We start from the raw sequence: 17,420 nt of genomic DNA, 5'->3' as shown, positions 1-17,420 counted from the left end.
AACTAACTAACTAACTAACTAACTAACTAACTAACTAACTGCTTAATAATCTTTGATCCAAATAAATAGATCTGCCTGGCCGGCTTCACCATCACCGGCCAAAATAGAAACAGAAAGCAGAAAACCCAAAACCAACTGGCAAACAGCTTGCTTAAGAAACATTAACAATAAAAAAACAGCCCAAAGGCTGTTTTAATTTTTCTGCAATCTTACTATAAATGTCTAAATTTCCGTAAATGTTTAGAATCAGCCATTAACTGCCAGCACATCTGACAGATCACCTTATTTTTTCAAAATAAATTTCTGGGCTTTAAATGAATTTCCATCTGTTTTTTTAATTAAAAAAACGCCATCTGAAAGATTTTCCAGGTGAATTGTATTTAAAGAATCTGCATTAAGATTTATTGATTTTACAATTTTTCCAGCAGCGTCTATTATGCTGTAGTTCCCATCGTATCTGGTAATAATGTTTAAAATTCCTTTGCTTGGAACAGGGTACATTTTAAAGTCGGCTGCTTTGAAATCGTACAGCCCCAAAGTACTTACAGTAATACAATCAGAAACAATCGTGCACCCTGCAACGGTAATTTCAACTTTATAGTCTCCAACGGAGGATGGCGTAAAGGATTGGCTGGTTTCGTTTGCCAACAGTGTGTTGGGGCACTTATACCACTGGTAAATGGCTCCGGAATGGTCCGAGGTCAAGATTCCAGAATTTAATGCTACTGTTTTCTGAATTGCAGAAGAATTATTAATGGTCAATGCTAAAGTTTTAATGTCACATCCCAAAGAATAACTGTAATTCCCCGAAGCGGTATAAGTGGTGCCATTCACCGGCCAGGTATAGCTGTCGCAAGCCGTTTCAGCCTGGGTAGAACTCGTAGAATTGGTAATCGTTAACGCTAAAGTTTTGGTATCACATCCCAAAGAATACGTGTAATTTCCCGAAGCGGTATAAGTGGTGCCATTCACCGGCCAGGTATAGCTGTCGCAAGCCGTTTCAGCCTGGGTAGAACTCGTAGAATTGGTAATCGTTAACGCTAAAGTTTTGGTATCACATCCTATCGTATGGGTATAATTTCCAGTAGCTGTATAAGTTGTGCCATTTACCGGCCAGGTATAGCTGTCGCATCTGGAAACAGTTTCAGTTGCTGATGAGGTTGAAGGATTGATTGTTAAGTTTAGAGTCTTAGTATCACATCCTACAACTGCTGTGTATGTTCCAGAGGTGGTATAAGTTGTTCCATTGGCACTCCATGTGTAAGAATCACAAGCCGTTATGGTTTCAGGTGTTGAAGTTGCAGACGGAGTTATTGTTAAATTTAGAGTTTTGGTATCACATCCAACAACAGCAGTGTATGTTCCAGAACTAGTATAAGTTGTTCCGTTAACACTCCAGGTATAAGAATCACATTCGGTTACGGTAACTGGGGTCGACGTTGTTGAAGGAGTTCCCGTCACAGTTTTAACAAGAACCCTGTCACTTGCGCAATAAGCTGTCTCACAAGCAACACAATACGTCGTATTATTTGCCATAGGAGTTGCAGAAACCGAATTTCCGGTTGCAAAACTGGTTCCCCCGCTCATTGCGGTATACCAGGTCGCAGTTGTACCAAGCGGGCAAGCAGCGTTTAATGTAACGGCCGTGCTTCCTAAACAAGGGATATTCTCTGTGTCCGCCGTTACTGTTGCAATTGCTGGCTTAATTGATGTTGTTGTAATATTAGAATTTACAGTTGTAAAATTAGAACCGCTAACGGTAGCCTGATTGGTAACCGAACAGGTGTTTTGCGGTAACGTGCCTGCTGCATTGATTGTCGCACTAAAAGTAATCACAGTGCTTTTTCCTGCAGCCAGAGCAAATGGTCCGGCAGTAAGGGTTTCATTAACAGCATTTGCCGCAACAGCTTTAGCAGTTACTGCATTATCAGGTACAGTATTATTGACAGCTGCCGCAGGGTCGGCCTCTTCTTGCGGCGTTTCTTTCTGGATGACCATTTTTGATGCGCTTGCATTGTCAGGAATAGTGACAGTTCCCGAAATTATGGTTCCAGTACCGCCTTCATCCAGTCCTGCTCCTGTTGGAGTATTAGGATTATTGCTATTCCAGAAATTTGTCAATGCCGCACTTCTGTTTCCAGTTCCTGAAACGTATGTGGTATTACCCTGTAAAATTACCTTACAACTAGGTCCCTGAGAGAGTACATCAAAATTCCCTGCTGCTAATCCGCTTGCAGAGTTAACTATGTTACCAGTAACCTTTGCAGCACTGATCATCGTGCTGGAGGCATTATCTGCATAGGCCACTACTCCAATATGAGTGTAGGCATTATTTGCAACGCTAATATTATTATTGGTGATGGAAGCATCAATTCTTCCTGCACTTAATACGGCATTATCATTTGCTTCAGAGAAAATGCCGTAATTGGCGGCATTAGTGATTATATTATTGGCTATCTCAGTAATATGTTTGGCATTACCATAAGCAGCAACACTGATTCCATTGCTGGAAGAAGTTGAGCCGCCACCATCAATGGTATTATTATTTATACGTCCTTTTATCGTTCCCGAACCCTGATTTCCGACACTGCATGCATAAAGAGCATTGTAGCTTGACTTTAAAGTGTTATTTATAATATTGTAGTTCACAGCTGCATTGCCTGTTACTTGTAAAGACAAACCATTACTTCCAGGACTTGAAGCTGCGGCATTTATAGTATTAGCATCTGTAGATGCATTAGTTCCTCCTATTTGGACGGTATTTATAGAAGATCCGCTAAAATTCAATGCTAAACCGGTCGTTTTTGAATTAGAAAAATCATTCTTTTTAAAAACCAATGTATTGTTTGTAGTCCCTTTAGCCTGAAAAATAAAATTACTGTCTCCGTTTGATTTATTAAAAGAGTTTTTAAATTGAGAGCCGGTTACTGTCAAATTAAGCGTAGGATTTTGAGAAAGCTGGCCGTTAAATCCAAAAAAACCTCTTCCCCAGGAATCATTAACATTTGTGTTTGTGATTGAACTTGTTCCTCTTAAATTTAATGCAAATATTCCTCCCACATTTGCATTTCCTCCATTTGCACTTCCGCATCCTGTAATTGTACTATTGGATAATACGAAATTATTAACATCATTTAAATTTATTCCAACAGAGTTTGTAGTGCCGGTGATCAAAATATTATCTAAATTAACGCCTCCAGAGACAGTTTTAAAATGCAGTGCGCCGTAAGAATTGGTGTTGTCATCTTCGGCATCACTCATTACTGTCGAAGAGTTATTTGCATTGGTAAAATTCATGTTCTTAAGTGTAACATTGGCGCACGAAATAAACTCAGCACCTCTTAAAGATATATTTTGAATTGTCCCGCCAGATCCGGCCGTAGATCCTGTTCCTGTCACCTGAAAACTTCCCTGCGCGCCGCTTACTGAAATTCCCTTAGAGACGCCGCTGGCAGAAATACTGGTAAAAATACAGTCTAAAGCGCCGCCGCCAGTAATATTAACAGCTTGTAAATTTGTTGTATTAATAGTTGTATTTCTTATTTTCAAAGCTCCAACGTTCGAACCAGATAGAGTTCCTGTCAATGCAACAGCTTGGATATCGTTATTTGCTTTTAAATTGACACCGGCAATAGTCGGATTTGTTCCTCCGGTAGCGGGCAAAACATTACTATAGGCCGGCACAGCAAGACTTAATATCGAAGTCAGACTTGCAGCTGCCCCCTGACCAATTACTTTTTGATTATCATTTAAGGTTAAAAGTCCAGTAACTGTTCCCGTATAAATAAAAACAGGAAAGGCATTACTTCCTGTAATACTGTTTAAAGTTTTATAAGGTGATGCTAGAGTTCCGTTTCCTGCAGCAGCCGCTGCACTATTAACAAATATTATAGGAGTGCTTACAGTAATATTTACTGTTGCAGTTGAGGTCTTGCCGCTGGCAGTGGTCAAAGTATAAGTAAAACTATCTGAACCAGAATATCCTGCATTTGGATTATAAATAAAAGAACCGTTCGCATTCAGAACTGCGGTTCCATTTGCTGCTCCTGTTAATAAAGAAGCCGATAAAGCAGTTCCATCCGGACTGACATCGTTTGTTAAAACACCACCTGCCGCATCCACACTAATTCCAACGTTTCCAATGCAGGAATACGAATTGTTGTTTGCTATTGGCGTTGCTTTAAAAGAGTTTGGAACTAAGGTTAGATTAGAATCTAAAATATCCTGAAAATTCATTCCTAAAGCATCATCTGTACCTGTATTTGTTATAGTTATAGTAAAATCAAGCTGAGAACCAGGCTGCGCGTTCCCACCTCCATTAACCGCTACAGCGTTTGCTACAGTAACTGTCGCAGCTACAGTAGATGTATTTGTTTTGTCTTCTTTAATTTCAGCTTTTTTATCTTTATTTTCTTTTTTCTCATCAATAAAAGTTTTTTCAGCTTTTACAAAACGTTCAACTATAGGAGCAACAAAATTATTCTTAATAATAGTATTGTATTTCATTCCAAAACTTAGAAATCCAACTAGTATTATTACAGCTAAGAGTTTGTTATTTTTCATTTTTTTTTTGCTTTTAATTAGCTTAATTAAGAAAATACTGCTTCATATTTCATTCCCGCTTCATCAAAACCTAGCGGTGTAAGAAATAATTCTAAATTGCCTTCTTCAGGGTGTATAACAGTAAAGATGCCCTGCTGGTAATATTCGTTTTTTTGCTGGGTACGAAAAACGAGAGAGAATGGAGTTCTTTGCAATGGAGAATAACTATTAAATTCAGTTACCGAAATCAACTCCGCGTCAAGCTGGATTTCTTCGGAAAATTTGATCGTGAATACTGCATTAAGCAGAGAATTAAAGTTATCTGCAGAGAGTAAAGTTATATCCATATAATTTTGTTAATCGTTAATATCGGTTATTGTAATTCCATTCCATTAAATGGTAAATGCCATTTGTTTCACTTATTTTCCTAAATCCTAATCTTTTATATAAATTCATTGCAGGGTTAAAAGCTTCAACATGTATCGAGACATTTAAATTATTGCTGCGCGCTTTTTTAAGGATTTCATTTAAAATGGAGCTGCCAATATTTTTGTTTCTCCATTCAGGCAATATTGTAATATCTATAATTCTGACCGGTTCATTTTCAGAAAAATCAATATATAATCTTCCAATCGGAACTTTCTCTTTTTCAATTATATAAAATTTTGCATCTGAAAAATTCTTCTGATAATATTCATGCTGTACTGAAAATTGCTGGTCAATGAAAAGTCTTTTTTGTTCATCATTCCAATTAGTGCCCTTATCCAGTTCTTCTTCACGGGTACTGCCGTATATTTCACGGAGAAGCGTTTTATCTCTTTCCTGAATATCTCTAAAGCTAATATCTTTTATTTCTAAATTCAAATCCTCTCAAATTAACCTCTTGACGGATAAATCCCTTGAAGAGCGATACAAAAATTCATTGTCAAATAAGGCATCATATTATTGTGCGGCAATCCTGAGCCAGCTGTAGATACGGAGTTTAAACTCATATTGGCATTGGTTCCTGTCTGATTGTAAATTCTCACAGGATTTCCGCGCCCTAAACTATTATTAGTTGGAGATGTGGATTGTGAGTTTAAAGTCGCAGCCATTAAGGTATGGCTGTGGGATGGAATTTCAGATTCAAGCAGACTGACACTTTCGCTTCCGCTTGTTTCTCCCAGATCATGCAAAGATAATCCGGGTCCCTGTCCTGGATGCATAGGAACGCGACCCTGTAAATCCGGCAGGGCAAAAGTGCTTTTCCCATCTCCTCCATAGGTGGTTCCCAGCAAAGAAAAAAGCGCCGTATTTTGAGATATAGGCAATATTTGTCCATTGCACATAGCCCATCCTAGAGGTGCAAAATTGAATGGAAAAAGACGTATCTCGGCAACAAATTGATCCATAGATATAATGTTTTTATTTTTATTAGAAAAGGAATCGCAAATTTTTAAAATTCTAGGTCTGAGAAGGAAACACTCCAAACAATGAAATAATAAAACTGACGCACAGATAAGGCTGAAAATTAGTGTGGGGCTGGCTGCCCCCGGCACTTGCAATCGATGAGAGATTTAAAGCTGCTGTCGGCGCGGCACTAGAAAACATTTTGCTTCCCGGGGGATTTGTGCTAAATATCGCGTTGGACGGACTTGCAGTATCTGCCAAATCTGAAGTTGCCATTAAATTGTGAGTGTGGGCAGGAATTTGATTGGCCGTTAGCGTACTATCTTCTGCCCCACCTGTTTCGGCCAATGTGTAGGTTGTACCGCTGGAGGATGTACCAGAGTGAATGGGAACTCTTCCGCGCAAATCCGGTAAAGCAAAAGTGCTTTGGCCATCACCTCCATAAGTAGTGCCTATCAATTGAAATAATGTTTCATTCTCAGAAATGGAAAGAATCTGCCCTTCACAGAACATCCATCCTGCAGGAGCAAAGTTTCCTCCAAACATTCTGATTTCCCCAACGTAAGGTTGCGCCATATCTTTACTTTTTAAAGTTAATATTAATTTTGAGAAGGAAAAGCGCCTATTAGAGCAATGCAAAAATTCAAGGTAAGGAATGGCTGCATGTTTAAATGGGGCTGGTTTCCGCCGACACTGGTAAGAGATCCCGAGTTCATCGAAGTAAAATTTTGACTTTGGCCGCTATAAACTAAATTAGGAGCGGTATTAGCCACAAAATTTGAAGAGCTGGGTATATTGGTACTTGCCGTATCTGTTTTCGCCTGAAGTACATGGGTATGCTCAGGCAGCTCTGATATGCTTAAAGTATGGGCTTCTTCTCCGCCTTTTTCTCCTATTGTATGCCCATTTCCAAAATGAATGGGAGTCCTTCCTCTTAAATTCGGCAAAGCAAATGTTGTTTGTCCATTGCCGCCATACATAGTTCCCAATAGAGAAAACAAAGCTTGATTTTGATTTATAGGCAAAAACTGCCCATTACATAAAGCCCAGCCTTTCGGAGCAAAGTTAAAAGACACGATACGTATTTCTCCTAAATAAGGTGTTGCCATAATTTTGACTATTTATTAAGTTATTCAAGCAATTATATTAGGCCACAAAAGAATCAGTGGCAAAATTATGCTTTGAAATTATTTCTTTTTGGTATACAATAGAAGTGCCTTCTTTTATGATAATTTTTGTTACGGTGTGCTCTGCCGCTAAGTTAGTTTGAAGAGAAATACTGCCTTTTCTGGTATCATATCCATACGGATTTAATTTTTGCGTTGGCGCAGGAAATAAATAATGGGATAAATTAACCTTATTGCGATATATATTTAAATCACGCATTGCTACAGTAATAGCCTCCAAATCAAATCCAGATAAAGATCTTACAGATTTCCAGCTGCCATCTGAATCTTTTCCAAAGCATAGCAAAACATCATCCACTTTTCCAGCAGCCTCAGTTTGGAGATGCATGGGAAACATTTTTAAAAGTCCGTCAGAAGAACTGAAACAATAATTTCCTGAGCAGGCGTATCCTATTTTTTCCCAATTTAAAATAGATTTTTTATAGCAGTCCGCAAGAGACTGATCTAAAAGGAAAGCGTCAAAAAAAGTTATTTTTGAGAATGTGGCTAGAATATTATCTTCATCGTTTTCCAAGATAGAAAAATTTCCTAAAGTGCTCTGAGCAGCCATAGAGCCGCAGAAAAGAGTTGCTGCACCAACAAATCCGACATTTTTTATAAAATTTCTTCGCGCTAAATTGATCATAATTTCCTTCTATTTGTTAAATTCCCAGTAAAAATAATAAAAGGAAATATTAAATGATAATTTTTTGTTAAATAACACAATAAAAATCACATTAGCGCGTTAATTTATTCTTTTTTAAAGAAAACACTTATAAGGATAGATATACAGAGTAAGACTTACTCGTATCTTAGTCTATGTTTTAAATTCTGCATTTAATTTTCAGTTGTAGTTTTAACGCAATAATTCAAATCAACTCACCGAGCTGCCCCTTTAGCTGACCATAAATTTTATAAGCTATAAACATCCGGCGCTTATTTGTAAAGCTATTAGCAGCTAAGTACTAGTCCTCTTTCTCCTTTCATTATTTAAAGAACACTTTTTAAATACACTACACTGCCTTACCAGTTTCCCCATCGCCGGCCAAAACAAAAAAGCAACAAAAGAAAACTAACTAACTAAATAAATAAATAAATAACTAACTAAGGCCGCTTGAGGTAGCGAACCGAAATTTACAGCAGAAATTCTATTTCATAAAAATCAAATTATTTCGTATTTTTGAAGTATGAGTACTAAAATTCAAATAGAACAAGATTTCATAATTGACAAATTAACAGATTCCATTTTAAACACAATTTCTGGAGACAGTTTTCAAACAGAAGTCAGCAGAATGACTACAGCTGACTTGAAAAATGTAACCAAAAAGAATGGCTGGAATTTTGACTGGAAATTAGAATTCAAAGATTTACAGAAAGAAGTTTATAAACTAACAATAGTAAACAACCCATCAATTTTGCAGGGCCTTTTAAGTATCACTGTTGAACAAGACCACATTTATATGAATTTACTTGAAAGTTCTCCGTTTAATATTGGTAGAGAAAAACTTTATGAGGGTGTTGCTGGAAATTTAGTGGCTTATGCTTGTAAAGTTTCTTTCCAAAAAGGCTTTGATGGTTTTGTCGCATTTACAGCTAAAACAAACTTAATTAAACATTACGAAGAAAATTTAGGTGCTTTTCATTTTAAAAATCAGAGAATGATTATTGAAACTGAAGCATCAAAAAAGTTAGTAAAAAAATATTTTAAATCTTAGAGAGATGAACTTAATAAAAGAACCTAAAGGGGTCGATTTTATAATTCAAAGTCCCCCATTAACTGAACAAGAACGCAAAGAAATCAGCGATTTTATCGCAAGCAGAAAATCTAAAAAAAATGTTGCGAAAAAAATTGCAAAAGGAAAAATTACGATAAAAAAATAGAAGCCGATCACATAACATCAGTAATGGATTTGAGAAATTAGCTTAATGGGAAAGCGTTTTTGCTTTGCCTGTCCTTTATCTCAGTTTGCAAGTCGAAGAATAGAATAGGCTTAATTGATTTCCATAGCTTTGGTATCAGAACGTTGTTTTAAAAATAAAACAAGATTCAAATAAATTTCTAAACCGCAAAAAAAGCCTGAGAAGTTACACTGTCAGGCTTTTCAATTTCATAGTGCAAAGAACAGGCCTCAAACCAGTGTTGGAAATCTCACTAAACCATGAGTAATCAAATAGCTATCAAATACATCTGCCACTAAAAGCAACTTCCCACTCCAACTAAAACTTTCCCTTCACGGCCAAAATAATTACTAAAAACAATCATGAATAAAAAAGAAAACACATAACTAACTAACTAACTAACTAACTAACTAACTAACTACTAATAACAAACGCTGCAAAAAAATTTGAATTATATGAGACAGCGTCAAAAAAAAGCCCTTAATCACAATTTGATTAAAGGCTTAAAAATGAATTTTAAAATCTTATTTGACTTTTCCTCTTATTTTTATTCTGGTAACGGTAAGATTTCCGTATTTTTCCAAATCTTCTTTTGTCCACACATACTGTGTTTCTTTAGGTCTTTTAGCAAAATCCCAGTCGATAGATTCTTTTATATAAACATAAAATCCCAATGGAATACTGTCTGTTGGAAGTCGAAGCAATTCATTGTGTGATATAAAATAGAAAGAAAAATAAGAATGCTGATCTATTTCTGCTCTAAATAATTTTATCTCTGGTTTAATTTCTTTCAGCAGATTTTTTAAAGGTTTATTAATAAACTGCTGTTCATTTTCTTGGAGTTTATTTACATCATTTGGAGTTTGAACCATTTGCTGCGCTTTACAGCTTGTATTTATAATTAGTAGTATTAATAATAGTGGCGTAATTTTAAATATATTTTTCATATCGTTTAATTTTTTAATTAATTACAAGGTGATGGTTCAAATCTATAACGGGTTACACCTTGTTCATCTATATATTCTGATCCTTTTAGCGGTGTAAATTTTCCATTTTTTTCTTTCATAATAGTTATTCCGGCATTATATTTTTCCAGCATATAGTTCATTGCTGTAGATTTTCCTTCGTTTGATTCGCCAAATCCTCTCACTTTCCCAGTATCTACTAAGTCAAATAAAGGCTCAGGAAATTCGGGAGAATAACCTGGTCTTACATCAGCTGGATAATTGGCAACAAATGCTTTGGCCTGATTAGGATTTACAAGTACTATTGCATAGGTTTCACCTCCTGTAAAAATATAGTTTGTCCTGATAAGATTATTTTTAAGATACATCTGCAAAATGGCATATACATCTCCAGATGATGGGGGCGTATTATCAGGATGGTTATGCATAACAGCAAAATCTCCTATACCTGTAACTTTAGCTTCAACATTATATCGTGTACCATTTACCATTTGTTCTTCATAATATGCCCCACTAGCAGAGTGTGTCAAAGTAATACTGTGTTCAATATTGGGATCAGCATTAAGTATTCTATTTTTAGCTGATTGAAATGTAGGATTCAATGAAAGTGTACTCATGTCTGTTGCATGGGCACAGGGATCTAGATCCTTATAAGGCGGAACATACAGCGGTCCTCCGGGAAAACCGGGTACACCCGGATTAGGTACCTCATCAGGCACCCATCTCCAGCTGCTGCAGGTAGTAATTGGTCCAACTGTAACATAATACGCGCATTCAAATCTTGAAGCGGTATTTGTATCTGAGTAGTTATGCAGTCTTACCTGCTGTCCTTTTTCATATTCTCCAGAATAAACAATTTTGTTATCCGCATTTTGAAAAGTAATATAACCCGAGTACTCAGGGTTTAATTTATAAAGGTCAAAACTTTCTCTTTTTTGATCAAAATCAGTATCCTTAGTTGTGTAAACAATAGTGTATTCCCTGTTTATTCCTGTTTTATCTCCTATAAAAAGCAATGACATATAGTTTCTGTAACTAGCATCATCAACAACATTAGTTCTTGTGTTTTCCTTTAATACAAGAGGCACTTCAATAATCTGTTCTCCTTCGATATTTGAAACAACAGCTCTCTCCCAATTTATCTTTTCTGTAAAAGGTAAAACCTCCAAATGATGGTTTTTACTTTCAAACCATTCTTTTACAGCACCCAAAGAAGAATTTTGCGGTTCTACTTCATTTGTGTCTGCTTGGCATCCAACTAAAAAAAGTGCCCATAAAACAAAGAAAATTCCTCTATTCCGGAACTTCAAATTAAATACGAATAGATGGAACTGCTTTAAATTTATCGTCATAAGTACGTTTTAAGATTAAAATTTGCTGGCGCAAATATAAAATTAATCTTACTTTATCAAAGTTAAAAATCTTTTTTATGATAAAATTCTTTAACACGGAAATTAAACTTGTTACTTTTTCTATCGCGAAAACAGATGATGAGTATCAAAAATAATTCACCTATTCACTCTTTCGTTAGATATCACAGCACATTATGCAAGACTAATTCGCTAATTCCATTTACTAATTTTATTACTCCCCATAAAAATCCCCCCCTTCAAATCAGCATCCCACTTCAACCATCATCCCTTTCAGCGGCCAAAATCAAAATAAAAAGAAGTCTTAGAACTAACTAACTAACTAACTAACTAACTAACTAGGAAAAAGCTCCAAAAAACTAAATCTAAAACCAACCTAAAAAACCAAATCTAAAACCAGCCCTAAAAAATAACATCATATAAAAACTTTAATAAACAGACATCCAGTCCTGTGAGTGGCAGACCCCCTTGAAGAAACTGCGCACAAATACCTCCAAAATCCGGCACCCCTTGACAGGACAGGGATTTTTGCCTAAATTTGCCTTACGAATCCCGAAGAAATTAAACGATATTTTGACAATACGCCTCCTCCTTTACAGGTCGATTGGAAACCTTGGGCAAAGATTACCGATTCCCAGCTTTTTTTAAAAAACTGCTATACAGGAATCAGGACTTTCAGCGGACCGTTGGAAATGTCCCCCGCCTGTAAAGAAAACCCCCAGCCCGGGCAGACATCGGATCTTCATGGAGAAAAGACCTAGGCATATTATTGCTATATTTGCCTAAAAAGCCTGCAGGCTGCACCAAGACCAAAAAGGATGCAACAGCGCCGTTCGGATTATAGAAGCAGGCCAAGAGTCAAAACCAATAAGCCATTAACTCCAATGCATGATATATTCAAAAACCATATAGCCAAGTTCGCACAGGTCACTGACGATGAATTCGAGCAGATCATCAAATTCTTCGACATCAAGAAAGCGGCCAAAAAAGAAAACCTGCTAGAAGAGGGACAGATCTGCCGGCACCATTATTTTGTTTTGGAGGGGCTGCTCAGAAAATTCTACATCAACGAGAAAGGCACCGAGCAGACCACTGAATTTGCGATAGAAACCTGGTGGCTAACCGATAACTTTGCCTACGAGAACCAGCTCGCGACAGAGTTTTATATTCAGGCAGTGGAAAAATCCACACTGCTCTGCATCACTCCCGAGAAGCGGCAGAAGCTGCTGGAGGAGTTTCCGGTGATGGAGCGCTATTTCCGTTTTGTCTACCAGCGGGCTTATGCTGCGGCCCAGAAACGCATCAAATTCCTTTTCTCGTTCTCAAAAGAAGAATTTTATTTTCAGGCAGTCCGCAACCACCCTGAATTCATTCAGCGTGTTCCCCAGTACCTGATCGCTTCCTATCTGGGATTCACCCCCGAATATTTGAGCGAGATCCGAAGAAGGCTTCTTTCTTAAACTGGTTTAAGTTTTTTCATTTTCTTATCCTGCAATTTTGCATTGAAGAATTTTAAAAGAACAATACCATGCAAAAACGACTAGACATCAAACAGGCCGCCCCTGATGCACTGAAAGCGATGATCGGCCTTGAAAGCTATCTTTCAAAGATTTCCATCTCCAAGACAGCCAAAGAACTCATAAAGATCCGCGCCTCGCAGATCAACGGCTGCGCCTACTGCATCAACATCCATACCCAGGACGCGGTTAAAAACGGCGAGACAAACCAGCGCATTTTTCTTCTGAGCGCCTGGAGGGAAGCGGGGGATATTTTTACAGAAGAAGAAAAAGCAGTGCTGGCGATAACGGAAGAAATAACATTAATACATCAACAGGGATTATCAGACCAGACCTATTCAAGCGCCGTGCATCTTTTCAGCGAAAAACAGATTGCAGATATCATAACTGCCGTAATTACCATCAATCTTTGGAACAGGGTTGTACTGAGCACCCGACTGCCTATAGGACAAAGTCTGGCATAAAACTGCAAGCTAATGCGGGCTTAAAAAGACTCCATACAAAACCTTAGAATTATAATCAGGCCTGATAATAATGAGCCCGTTTGTTACGGGCTCATTTCTTTTTCATGAATACCAAAGCCAATCAGCAGCATCACAGTTCAAAAATAAGAACTCAGCCCCCGGCAGCATATGAATAAAATAAAAAAAGATTTCTTCTAAAAACTGCCTTTTAGCTCGGCCTTTCAACAACCCAATTAAAGCATATCTAAAAAATCCCTTATAAATAGACTCAAAAAGCCATATTGACTATGTGGAGTTGATACCATGTATGCCACAAACATTTGAGGCGAATTTACAGTTTTTTTCAGTGAGGAACGTTTTGTGGTACAATCATCGCACATCGAATTCTGAATAGGATATACTAAATAAAATCAATACTTAAAAAGACTAAATTCGAGTATATTAAATCGGACCTATAGCCTGCGACCAATTCTTCAAATACTCCTCCCTTTCAGCCAACCTCCCCTTCACTGGTCAAAATAAAAAAAAAAACAGCACGAAGGCTGTTTTTAACCGGTATGCATTATTCCGATTAACAAACTTCTTTAGGGGCATCTAATAAAATAATAAAATCGTTCGCAGCTTAGAATTATATACAAAGAATTCTTTTTCCATGAAACAGTTTACAAATCAACTGAGCAGTTAGTTTTATGGCCGTGCCGCGGTGTCTTATAATTGATTCATTGCTGATCTAACTTAATCAAATAAATTTTATGTGACTTGGGAGCTTATTTTAAAATGCCGCAAAGATTTGCCTTTATGTTTACGTAATGCCCTAAAACAGTTTGCCCGGGATCCAAATCCGCAGATTAGTGACATTTTTTCAATAGATAGATTCCTGAATACAGGGTCTTTTAGATTTTCCAGCAGGTATTGAATTCTTTTTAAATTTATATACGCATTAAAATTCAGCCCCAATTCAGAATTAATGAGATAAGAAATTTTATGCCCGGTCATGGCAGTTTCTTCCGAGAGATGAGCCAGGCAAAAATCTTTATTTAAAAAAAGCTTTTTGGAATTCGTGATAAATTCTATTCTTACCAAGCACTCTTCTTTTTCTTCCTTTGTTAATCTGCCAAACGTATTGCCCATATGTTTATTTTTTTTAAATTATTTCAATTTAATACTGCTAATCAGAGAGATCCTACATTGGCCAATACCCTCAAGATCCTAATCTAACTCCAAACTGGAAGAATTTCCCGGATAACCATCATATCTATACCCGATAAACTCAGTTTCGATATATGCATGCCGCCAGACACTCCAAGTCACCCCATCCAGTATCATCGACTAGGCTTCTGTGTTGAAAATTAACACCAGCAATACACTAGTTAAAACTATTTAAAAGGTGTTTTTTTTTATAATTACCATATTACTATTGCACTAAAATTAGCACATCAACACCGCCAATAATTTAAAATCAAACTTTTTAATGTTGCAAATTATAATCTACAACCAGTAATGTCTCTTTGATCCACTACGGGAAATATATATCGTGTAATCAGATTCAGATTTTCGGTAAGTTTAAATGGTATCACAGGCTGGATATTGATCGTGTATTTGGATCCGTTAAAAGCACCAATGCCATAATTAAAATTGTTCTGCAGCGGCACACTAATCAGGCTGGCAACGGGATTGGCCAGTTTATCGGCGAGCTCTTGTGCGCTGGTCTGAGAAGGTGAAGCATCTTGCGCGGAGATGCCGATGGAAAAAAAGCAGAAGGCTGACAAAATCCCTATCTGCAGGCTGGTATTTAAATTAATAGGATATATATATAAAGATTTTAAATTTCATTGATAATCTTTCAGCAGATCATAGTAGTTATTATCTTACAAACTTAATTATTCTTGTTGAAGTATAAATGTTTCATCTCACTAAATTTGGTTGCAAATTATAATTTGCAACCCATAACCTTTTCTATCATGTAATACTATTGATATATAAATAGTGATTTTGAGAGAGTAATCCATTCTAATTAAAAACTACATAATTATGAAAACCAAGATCTATCTTTGGGGCACTTTTCTGGTGCCTTATATTGGCTAGCTGCACACAAAAAAGAATAGAATACAGTACAACTTCACAATCTAACACTAATGCTGAATCTCTATTTTTCCCGCTATGATCTGAACCAGACTTTTAAATTAAAGCTCCACTCCAGCTAACTTGCCTATCGGCAGCCAAAATAATACTAAAAACAATCTCGAAAAAAAAGAAAAAACAAACCAAGACTAACTAGCAAAAGTTGTAAAAAACATAGACCTCAAAATTGTGCAATTACTTAAAGAGGCTTTTCTGAAAAGATAAAGATTCCGATTCAACGACTCATTTTGCCCGTTCACCTAAATTAAATACTCCGGAGAAGTTTTCTAATGACCTTTACACAGGAGAACAAGCCATACTGCTTATAACTTAAAAATCAGCCATTTTAATAACCTTTTTTCTTTATGGAGCGGCGGCTGTTTTTGCAAAATAAATCTAAGGTGAATTCAGCTAGAAAATAGTGCAATTTTAAACCTTGCACATTTCAAGGAAAAAAATGACACTTTGAATTTGGATTTATATGCAATTCTTATTTACAAACAAGAAGGTAACTTATTGTGATGAATAGTGACCATTTAAATGGATGGAATTACTGCAGCCGCAGTTGGTGCCTTAACAGGATCTCTAATTGTTATTGCCAAAAGAAATAGTATAGATGTCCCTGTCATTATGATAGCTGTTTCAGCTATTTTTCTTTACTTTACATAAAAAAATCAGCAGAAGCATCGTATGATCATAGCAGCTGTTTTGAGAATAATCATTAAAGCAGCCGGCATTTAAAACCAGCCATACAACATTTAGGTACGCTTTTTGTTTTTTTACTATTATTAACAATTAAAAGATTGAAATTATGAAATCATTAAAATTTTTATTGGTCGGATTACTTCTGGCAGCAGTAAATTTTTCAAACGCGCAGGTTAATGTAAATGTCAATATTGGAACACCGCCGGCCTGGGGACCAGTTGGCTATACTGATGCAAGATATTATTATCTGCCAGATCTTGAAACCTATTATGACGTAAGCACATCGAATTATATTTATATCAGCAACGGGAAATGGGTAAGAGCAAGAACACTGCCTGCTGCTTATAGAAATTATGATCTTTACAGCGAATACAAAGTAGTACTTACAGATTACAGGGGAAATGATCCGTATGACAATTTTAAAACCCATAAAGTAAAATACGGAAAAGGTTATAAAGGAAAACCTCAAAAAACAATTGGACAAAAACCCGGAAAAGGCAACAAAAAACAGGGAAAAGATAACGGAAATGGCAGGGGACACGGAAATGGCAAGGGTAACGGAAAACACTAATAAAAAAGAGGCTCAAAAGGCCTCTTTTTTTTTCGTTGTAAAGTAGTGGTGACATCATGACGTACAAATATAGAAGTTACCCCAAATTTCGTCAGAAAAAGTTAAGTCCCCCTTTTTAGAATACTTCATGGTCTAAGTTTTGCTGCCAGAGCGGTGGTACATATGCATTTAAGAAATAAATCCCCGCAGAATCAAGTAACGTCTTACTATTATCAGTTAATATGGAATACATAATTGGAAAATGCCAATCATATATATTTTAAACATTGAAATTATGTAAATTTTAACTTAGAATTATAAAAACACGATAATATAAATTTGCAGCCATTTGATTTTGTAAGATTTAATAATTTTAATATTACAAACCAAGTTCAATGTACCCTTCCTATCTGGATATGTATAAAATTCATTTTTTTTAAAAAAATTTCACATGAAAAAAATACTTACAGGTACATTTCTACTAGTCCAGACCATCACCTTTTCTGCAAATCCTCCTCCTCCTGGTCTTCCTGACGATCCAGTTGTCGTTCCAATTGATTCATTGATTTATGTTTTGTTGGCAGCAGGCACCGTATTTGGCATTTATACTATTTCTAAAAGGAAATAAAATATGTTAACTTATTATCATTTGCAATAAAATATAAATTGATACTATGATAAAAAAATTATCTTTACTATGTATTTTTATTTATGTGGACTGTTTCGCTCAGA

17 protein-coding genes are annotated in these 17,420 nt (G+C 36.4%); 7 read left to right on the top strand and 10 right to left on the bottom strand.

Annotated features, from left to right (window positions below; genetic code table 11):
• Positions 1-282: 282 nt before the first annotated feature.
• Genes ACTJIW_RS18275 through ACTJIW_RS18245 form a run of 7 tightly spaced genes read right to left on the bottom strand, consistent with a single transcriptional unit; the run spans position 283 to position 7,743 of the window.
• Positions 283-4,563: an Ig-like domain-containing protein gene (locus ACTJIW_RS18275; protein WP_440718466.1), complete on the bottom strand. Its 4,281-nt coding sequence runs from the start codon at positions 4,561-4,563 to the stop codon at positions 283-285.
• A gap of 26 nt (positions 4,564-4,589) precedes the next feature.
• Entirely contained in the window at positions 4,590-4,889 is a 300-nt protein-coding gene (locus tag ACTJIW_RS18270; RefSeq protein WP_012024748.1) for a DUF6916 family protein, read from the bottom strand.
• Positions 4,890-4,905: 16 nt separating this feature from the next.
• A complete protein-coding gene (locus ACTJIW_RS18265; RefSeq protein WP_012024747.1) occupies positions 4,906-5,406 on the bottom strand; it encodes a GNAT family N-acetyltransferase in 501 nt (166 codons plus the stop codon).
• Between the two features lie 11 nt (positions 5,407-5,417).
• Positions 5,418-5,933: a phage tail protein gene (locus ACTJIW_RS18260; protein WP_012024746.1), complete on the bottom strand. Its 516-nt coding sequence runs from the start codon at positions 5,931-5,933 to the stop codon at positions 5,418-5,420.
• 52 nt (positions 5,934-5,985) lie between these two features.
• Positions 5,986-6,507, bottom strand: coding sequence for a phage tail protein (locus ACTJIW_RS18255; RefSeq protein ID WP_044047747.1), 522 nt, complete (start codon positions 6,505-6,507; stop codon positions 5,986-5,988).
• A gap of 23 nt (positions 6,508-6,530) precedes the next feature.
• The gene (locus ACTJIW_RS18250) at positions 6,531-7,040 is read right to left on the bottom strand and encodes a phage tail protein (protein ID WP_012024744.1); all 510 of its coding nucleotides are present in this window, start codon (positions 7,038-7,040) and stop codon (positions 6,531-6,533) included.
• Positions 7,041-7,077: 37 nt separating this feature from the next.
• Positions 7,078-7,743 carry a hypothetical protein gene (locus tag ACTJIW_RS18245; RefSeq protein ID WP_440716333.1) on the bottom strand — a complete coding sequence of 222 codons (666 nt, stop codon included), beginning with the start codon at positions 7,741-7,743 and terminating at the stop codon, positions 7,078-7,080.
• Positions 7,744-8,284: 541 nt separating this feature from the next.
• Here ACTJIW_RS18245 and ACTJIW_RS18240 point away from each other — a divergent pair.
• Complete coding sequence (locus ACTJIW_RS18240) at positions 8,285-8,812, top strand: hypothetical protein (RefSeq protein ID WP_440716332.1); 528 nt, start codon at positions 8,285-8,287, stop codon at positions 8,810-8,812.
• Between the two features lie 4 nt (positions 8,813-8,816).
• Positions 8,817-8,978 (top strand): hypothetical protein, encoded by a 162-nt coding sequence (locus ACTJIW_RS18235; RefSeq protein WP_175556864.1) that lies wholly within the window; start codon positions 8,817-8,819, stop codon positions 8,976-8,978.
• A gap of 542 nt (positions 8,979-9,520) precedes the next feature.
• On the opposite strand, the gene ACTJIW_RS18230 is transcribed toward ACTJIW_RS18235, so the two are convergent.
• Together ACTJIW_RS18230 and ACTJIW_RS18225 are read right to left on the bottom strand one after the other, a co-directional pair.
• The gene (locus ACTJIW_RS18230; protein WP_440716331.1) at positions 9,521-9,943 is read right to left on the bottom strand and encodes a hypothetical protein; all 423 of its coding nucleotides are present in this window, start codon (positions 9,941-9,943) and stop codon (positions 9,521-9,523) included.
• Between the two features lie 17 nt (positions 9,944-9,960).
• Positions 9,961-11,313 carry a hypothetical protein gene (locus ACTJIW_RS18225; protein ID WP_440716330.1) on the bottom strand — a complete coding sequence of 451 codons (1,353 nt, stop codon included), beginning with the start codon at positions 11,311-11,313 and terminating at the stop codon, positions 9,961-9,963.
• 554 nt (positions 11,314-11,867) lie between these two features.
• On the opposite strand from ACTJIW_RS18225, the gene ACTJIW_RS18220 reads away from it, so the two are divergent.
• The 3 genes from ACTJIW_RS18220 (at position 11,868) to ACTJIW_RS18210 (ending at position 13,312) form a co-directional block, all read left to right on the top strand.
• Complete coding sequence (locus tag ACTJIW_RS18220) at positions 11,868-12,092, top strand: DUF6965 family protein (protein ID WP_440716418.1); 225 nt, start codon at positions 11,868-11,870, stop codon at positions 12,090-12,092.
• A gap of 123 nt (positions 12,093-12,215) precedes the next feature.
• Positions 12,216-12,791 carry a Crp/Fnr family transcriptional regulator gene (locus ACTJIW_RS18215; protein ID WP_044048396.1) on the top strand — a complete coding sequence of 192 codons (576 nt, stop codon included), beginning with the start codon at positions 12,216-12,218 and terminating at the stop codon, positions 12,789-12,791.
• Positions 12,792-12,859: 68 nt separating this feature from the next.
• Positions 12,860-13,312: a carboxymuconolactone decarboxylase family protein gene (locus ACTJIW_RS18210; RefSeq protein WP_440716329.1), complete on the top strand. Its 453-nt coding sequence runs from the start codon at positions 12,860-12,862 to the stop codon at positions 13,310-13,312.
• Between the two features lie 750 nt (positions 13,313-14,062).
• Here ACTJIW_RS18210 and ACTJIW_RS18205 read toward each other — a convergent pair.
• Positions 14,063-14,443: a helix-turn-helix domain-containing protein gene (locus ACTJIW_RS18205; protein WP_440716328.1), complete on the bottom strand. Its 381-nt coding sequence runs from the start codon at positions 14,441-14,443 to the stop codon at positions 14,063-14,065.
• A gap of 1,801 nt (positions 14,444-16,244) precedes the next feature.
• Between ACTJIW_RS18205 and ACTJIW_RS18200 the strand changes: the two genes are divergently transcribed.
• Both ACTJIW_RS18200 and ACTJIW_RS18195 read left to right on the top strand, forming a co-directional pair.
• The gene (locus tag ACTJIW_RS18200; RefSeq protein ID WP_440716327.1) at positions 16,245-16,709 is read left to right on the top strand and encodes a hypothetical protein; all 465 of its coding nucleotides are present in this window, start codon (positions 16,245-16,247) and stop codon (positions 16,707-16,709) included.
• A gap of 430 nt (positions 16,710-17,139) precedes the next feature.
• The gene (locus tag ACTJIW_RS18195; protein WP_379813121.1) at positions 17,140-17,316 is read left to right on the top strand and encodes a PID-CTERM protein-sorting domain-containing protein; all 177 of its coding nucleotides are present in this window, start codon (positions 17,140-17,142) and stop codon (positions 17,314-17,316) included.
• Positions 17,317-17,420 lie beyond the last annotated feature (104 nt).

Origin of the sequence: Flavobacterium sp. 22659 (assembly GCF_052044235.1) — a bacterium.
Taxonomy (GTDB): Bacteria; Bacteroidota; Bacteroidia; order Flavobacteriales; family Flavobacteriaceae; genus Flavobacterium; species Flavobacterium johnsoniae.
This window is presented reverse-complemented; position numbering and strand designations above follow the sequence as displayed.

What these genes read in the sequence shown, in the direction of transcription:
- ACTJIW_RS18275 (WP_440718466.1), bottom strand. Translation starts at nt 4,563, where the DNA reads ATGAAAAATAACAAACTCTTAGCTGTAATAATACTAGTTGGATTTCTA.
- ACTJIW_RS18270 (WP_012024748.1), bottom strand. Translation starts at nt 4,889, where the DNA reads ATGGATATAACTTTACTCTCTGCAGATAACTTTAATTCTCTGCTTAAT.
- ACTJIW_RS18260 (WP_012024746.1), bottom strand. Translation starts at nt 5,933, where the DNA reads ATGGATCAATTTGTTGCCGAGATACGTCTTTTTCCATTCAATTTTGCA.
- ACTJIW_RS18255 (WP_044047747.1), bottom strand. Translation starts at nt 6,507, where the DNA reads ATGGCGCAACCTTACGTTGGGGAAATCAGAATGTTTGGAGGAAACTTT.
- ACTJIW_RS18250 (WP_012024744.1), bottom strand. Translation starts at nt 7,040, where the DNA reads ATGGCAACACCTTATTTAGGAGAAATACGTATCGTGTCTTTTAACTTT.
- ACTJIW_RS18245 (WP_440716333.1), bottom strand. Translation starts at nt 7,743, where the DNA reads ATGATCAATTTAGCGCGAAGAAATTTTATAAAAAATGTCGGATTTGTT.
- ACTJIW_RS18240 (WP_440716332.1), top strand. Translation starts at nt 8,285, where the DNA reads ATGAGTACTAAAATTCAAATAGAACAAGATTTCATAATTGACAAATTA.
- ACTJIW_RS18235 (WP_175556864.1), top strand. Translation starts at nt 8,817, where the DNA reads ATGAACTTAATAAAAGAACCTAAAGGGGTCGATTTTATAATTCAAAGT.
- ACTJIW_RS18230 (WP_440716331.1), bottom strand. Translation starts at nt 9,943, where the DNA reads ATGAAAAATATATTTAAAATTACGCCACTATTATTAATACTACTAATT.
- ACTJIW_RS18225 (WP_440716330.1), bottom strand. Translation starts at nt 11,313, where the DNA reads ATGACGATAAATTTAAAGCAGTTCCATCTATTCGTATTTAATTTGAAG.
- ACTJIW_RS18215 (WP_044048396.1), top strand. Translation starts at nt 12,216, where the DNA reads ATGCATGATATATTCAAAAACCATATAGCCAAGTTCGCACAGGTCACT.
- ACTJIW_RS18210 (WP_440716329.1), top strand. Translation starts at nt 12,860, where the DNA reads ATGCAAAAACGACTAGACATCAAACAGGCCGCCCCTGATGCACTGAAA.
- ACTJIW_RS18205 (WP_440716328.1), bottom strand. Translation starts at nt 14,443, where the DNA reads ATGGGCAATACGTTTGGCAGATTAACAAAGGAAGAAAAAGAAGAGTGC.
- ACTJIW_RS18200 (WP_440716327.1), top strand. Translation starts at nt 16,245, where the DNA reads ATGAAATCATTAAAATTTTTATTGGTCGGATTACTTCTGGCAGCAGTA.
- ACTJIW_RS18195 (WP_379813121.1), top strand. Translation starts at nt 17,140, where the DNA reads ATGAAAAAAATACTTACAGGTACATTTCTACTAGTCCAGACCATCACC.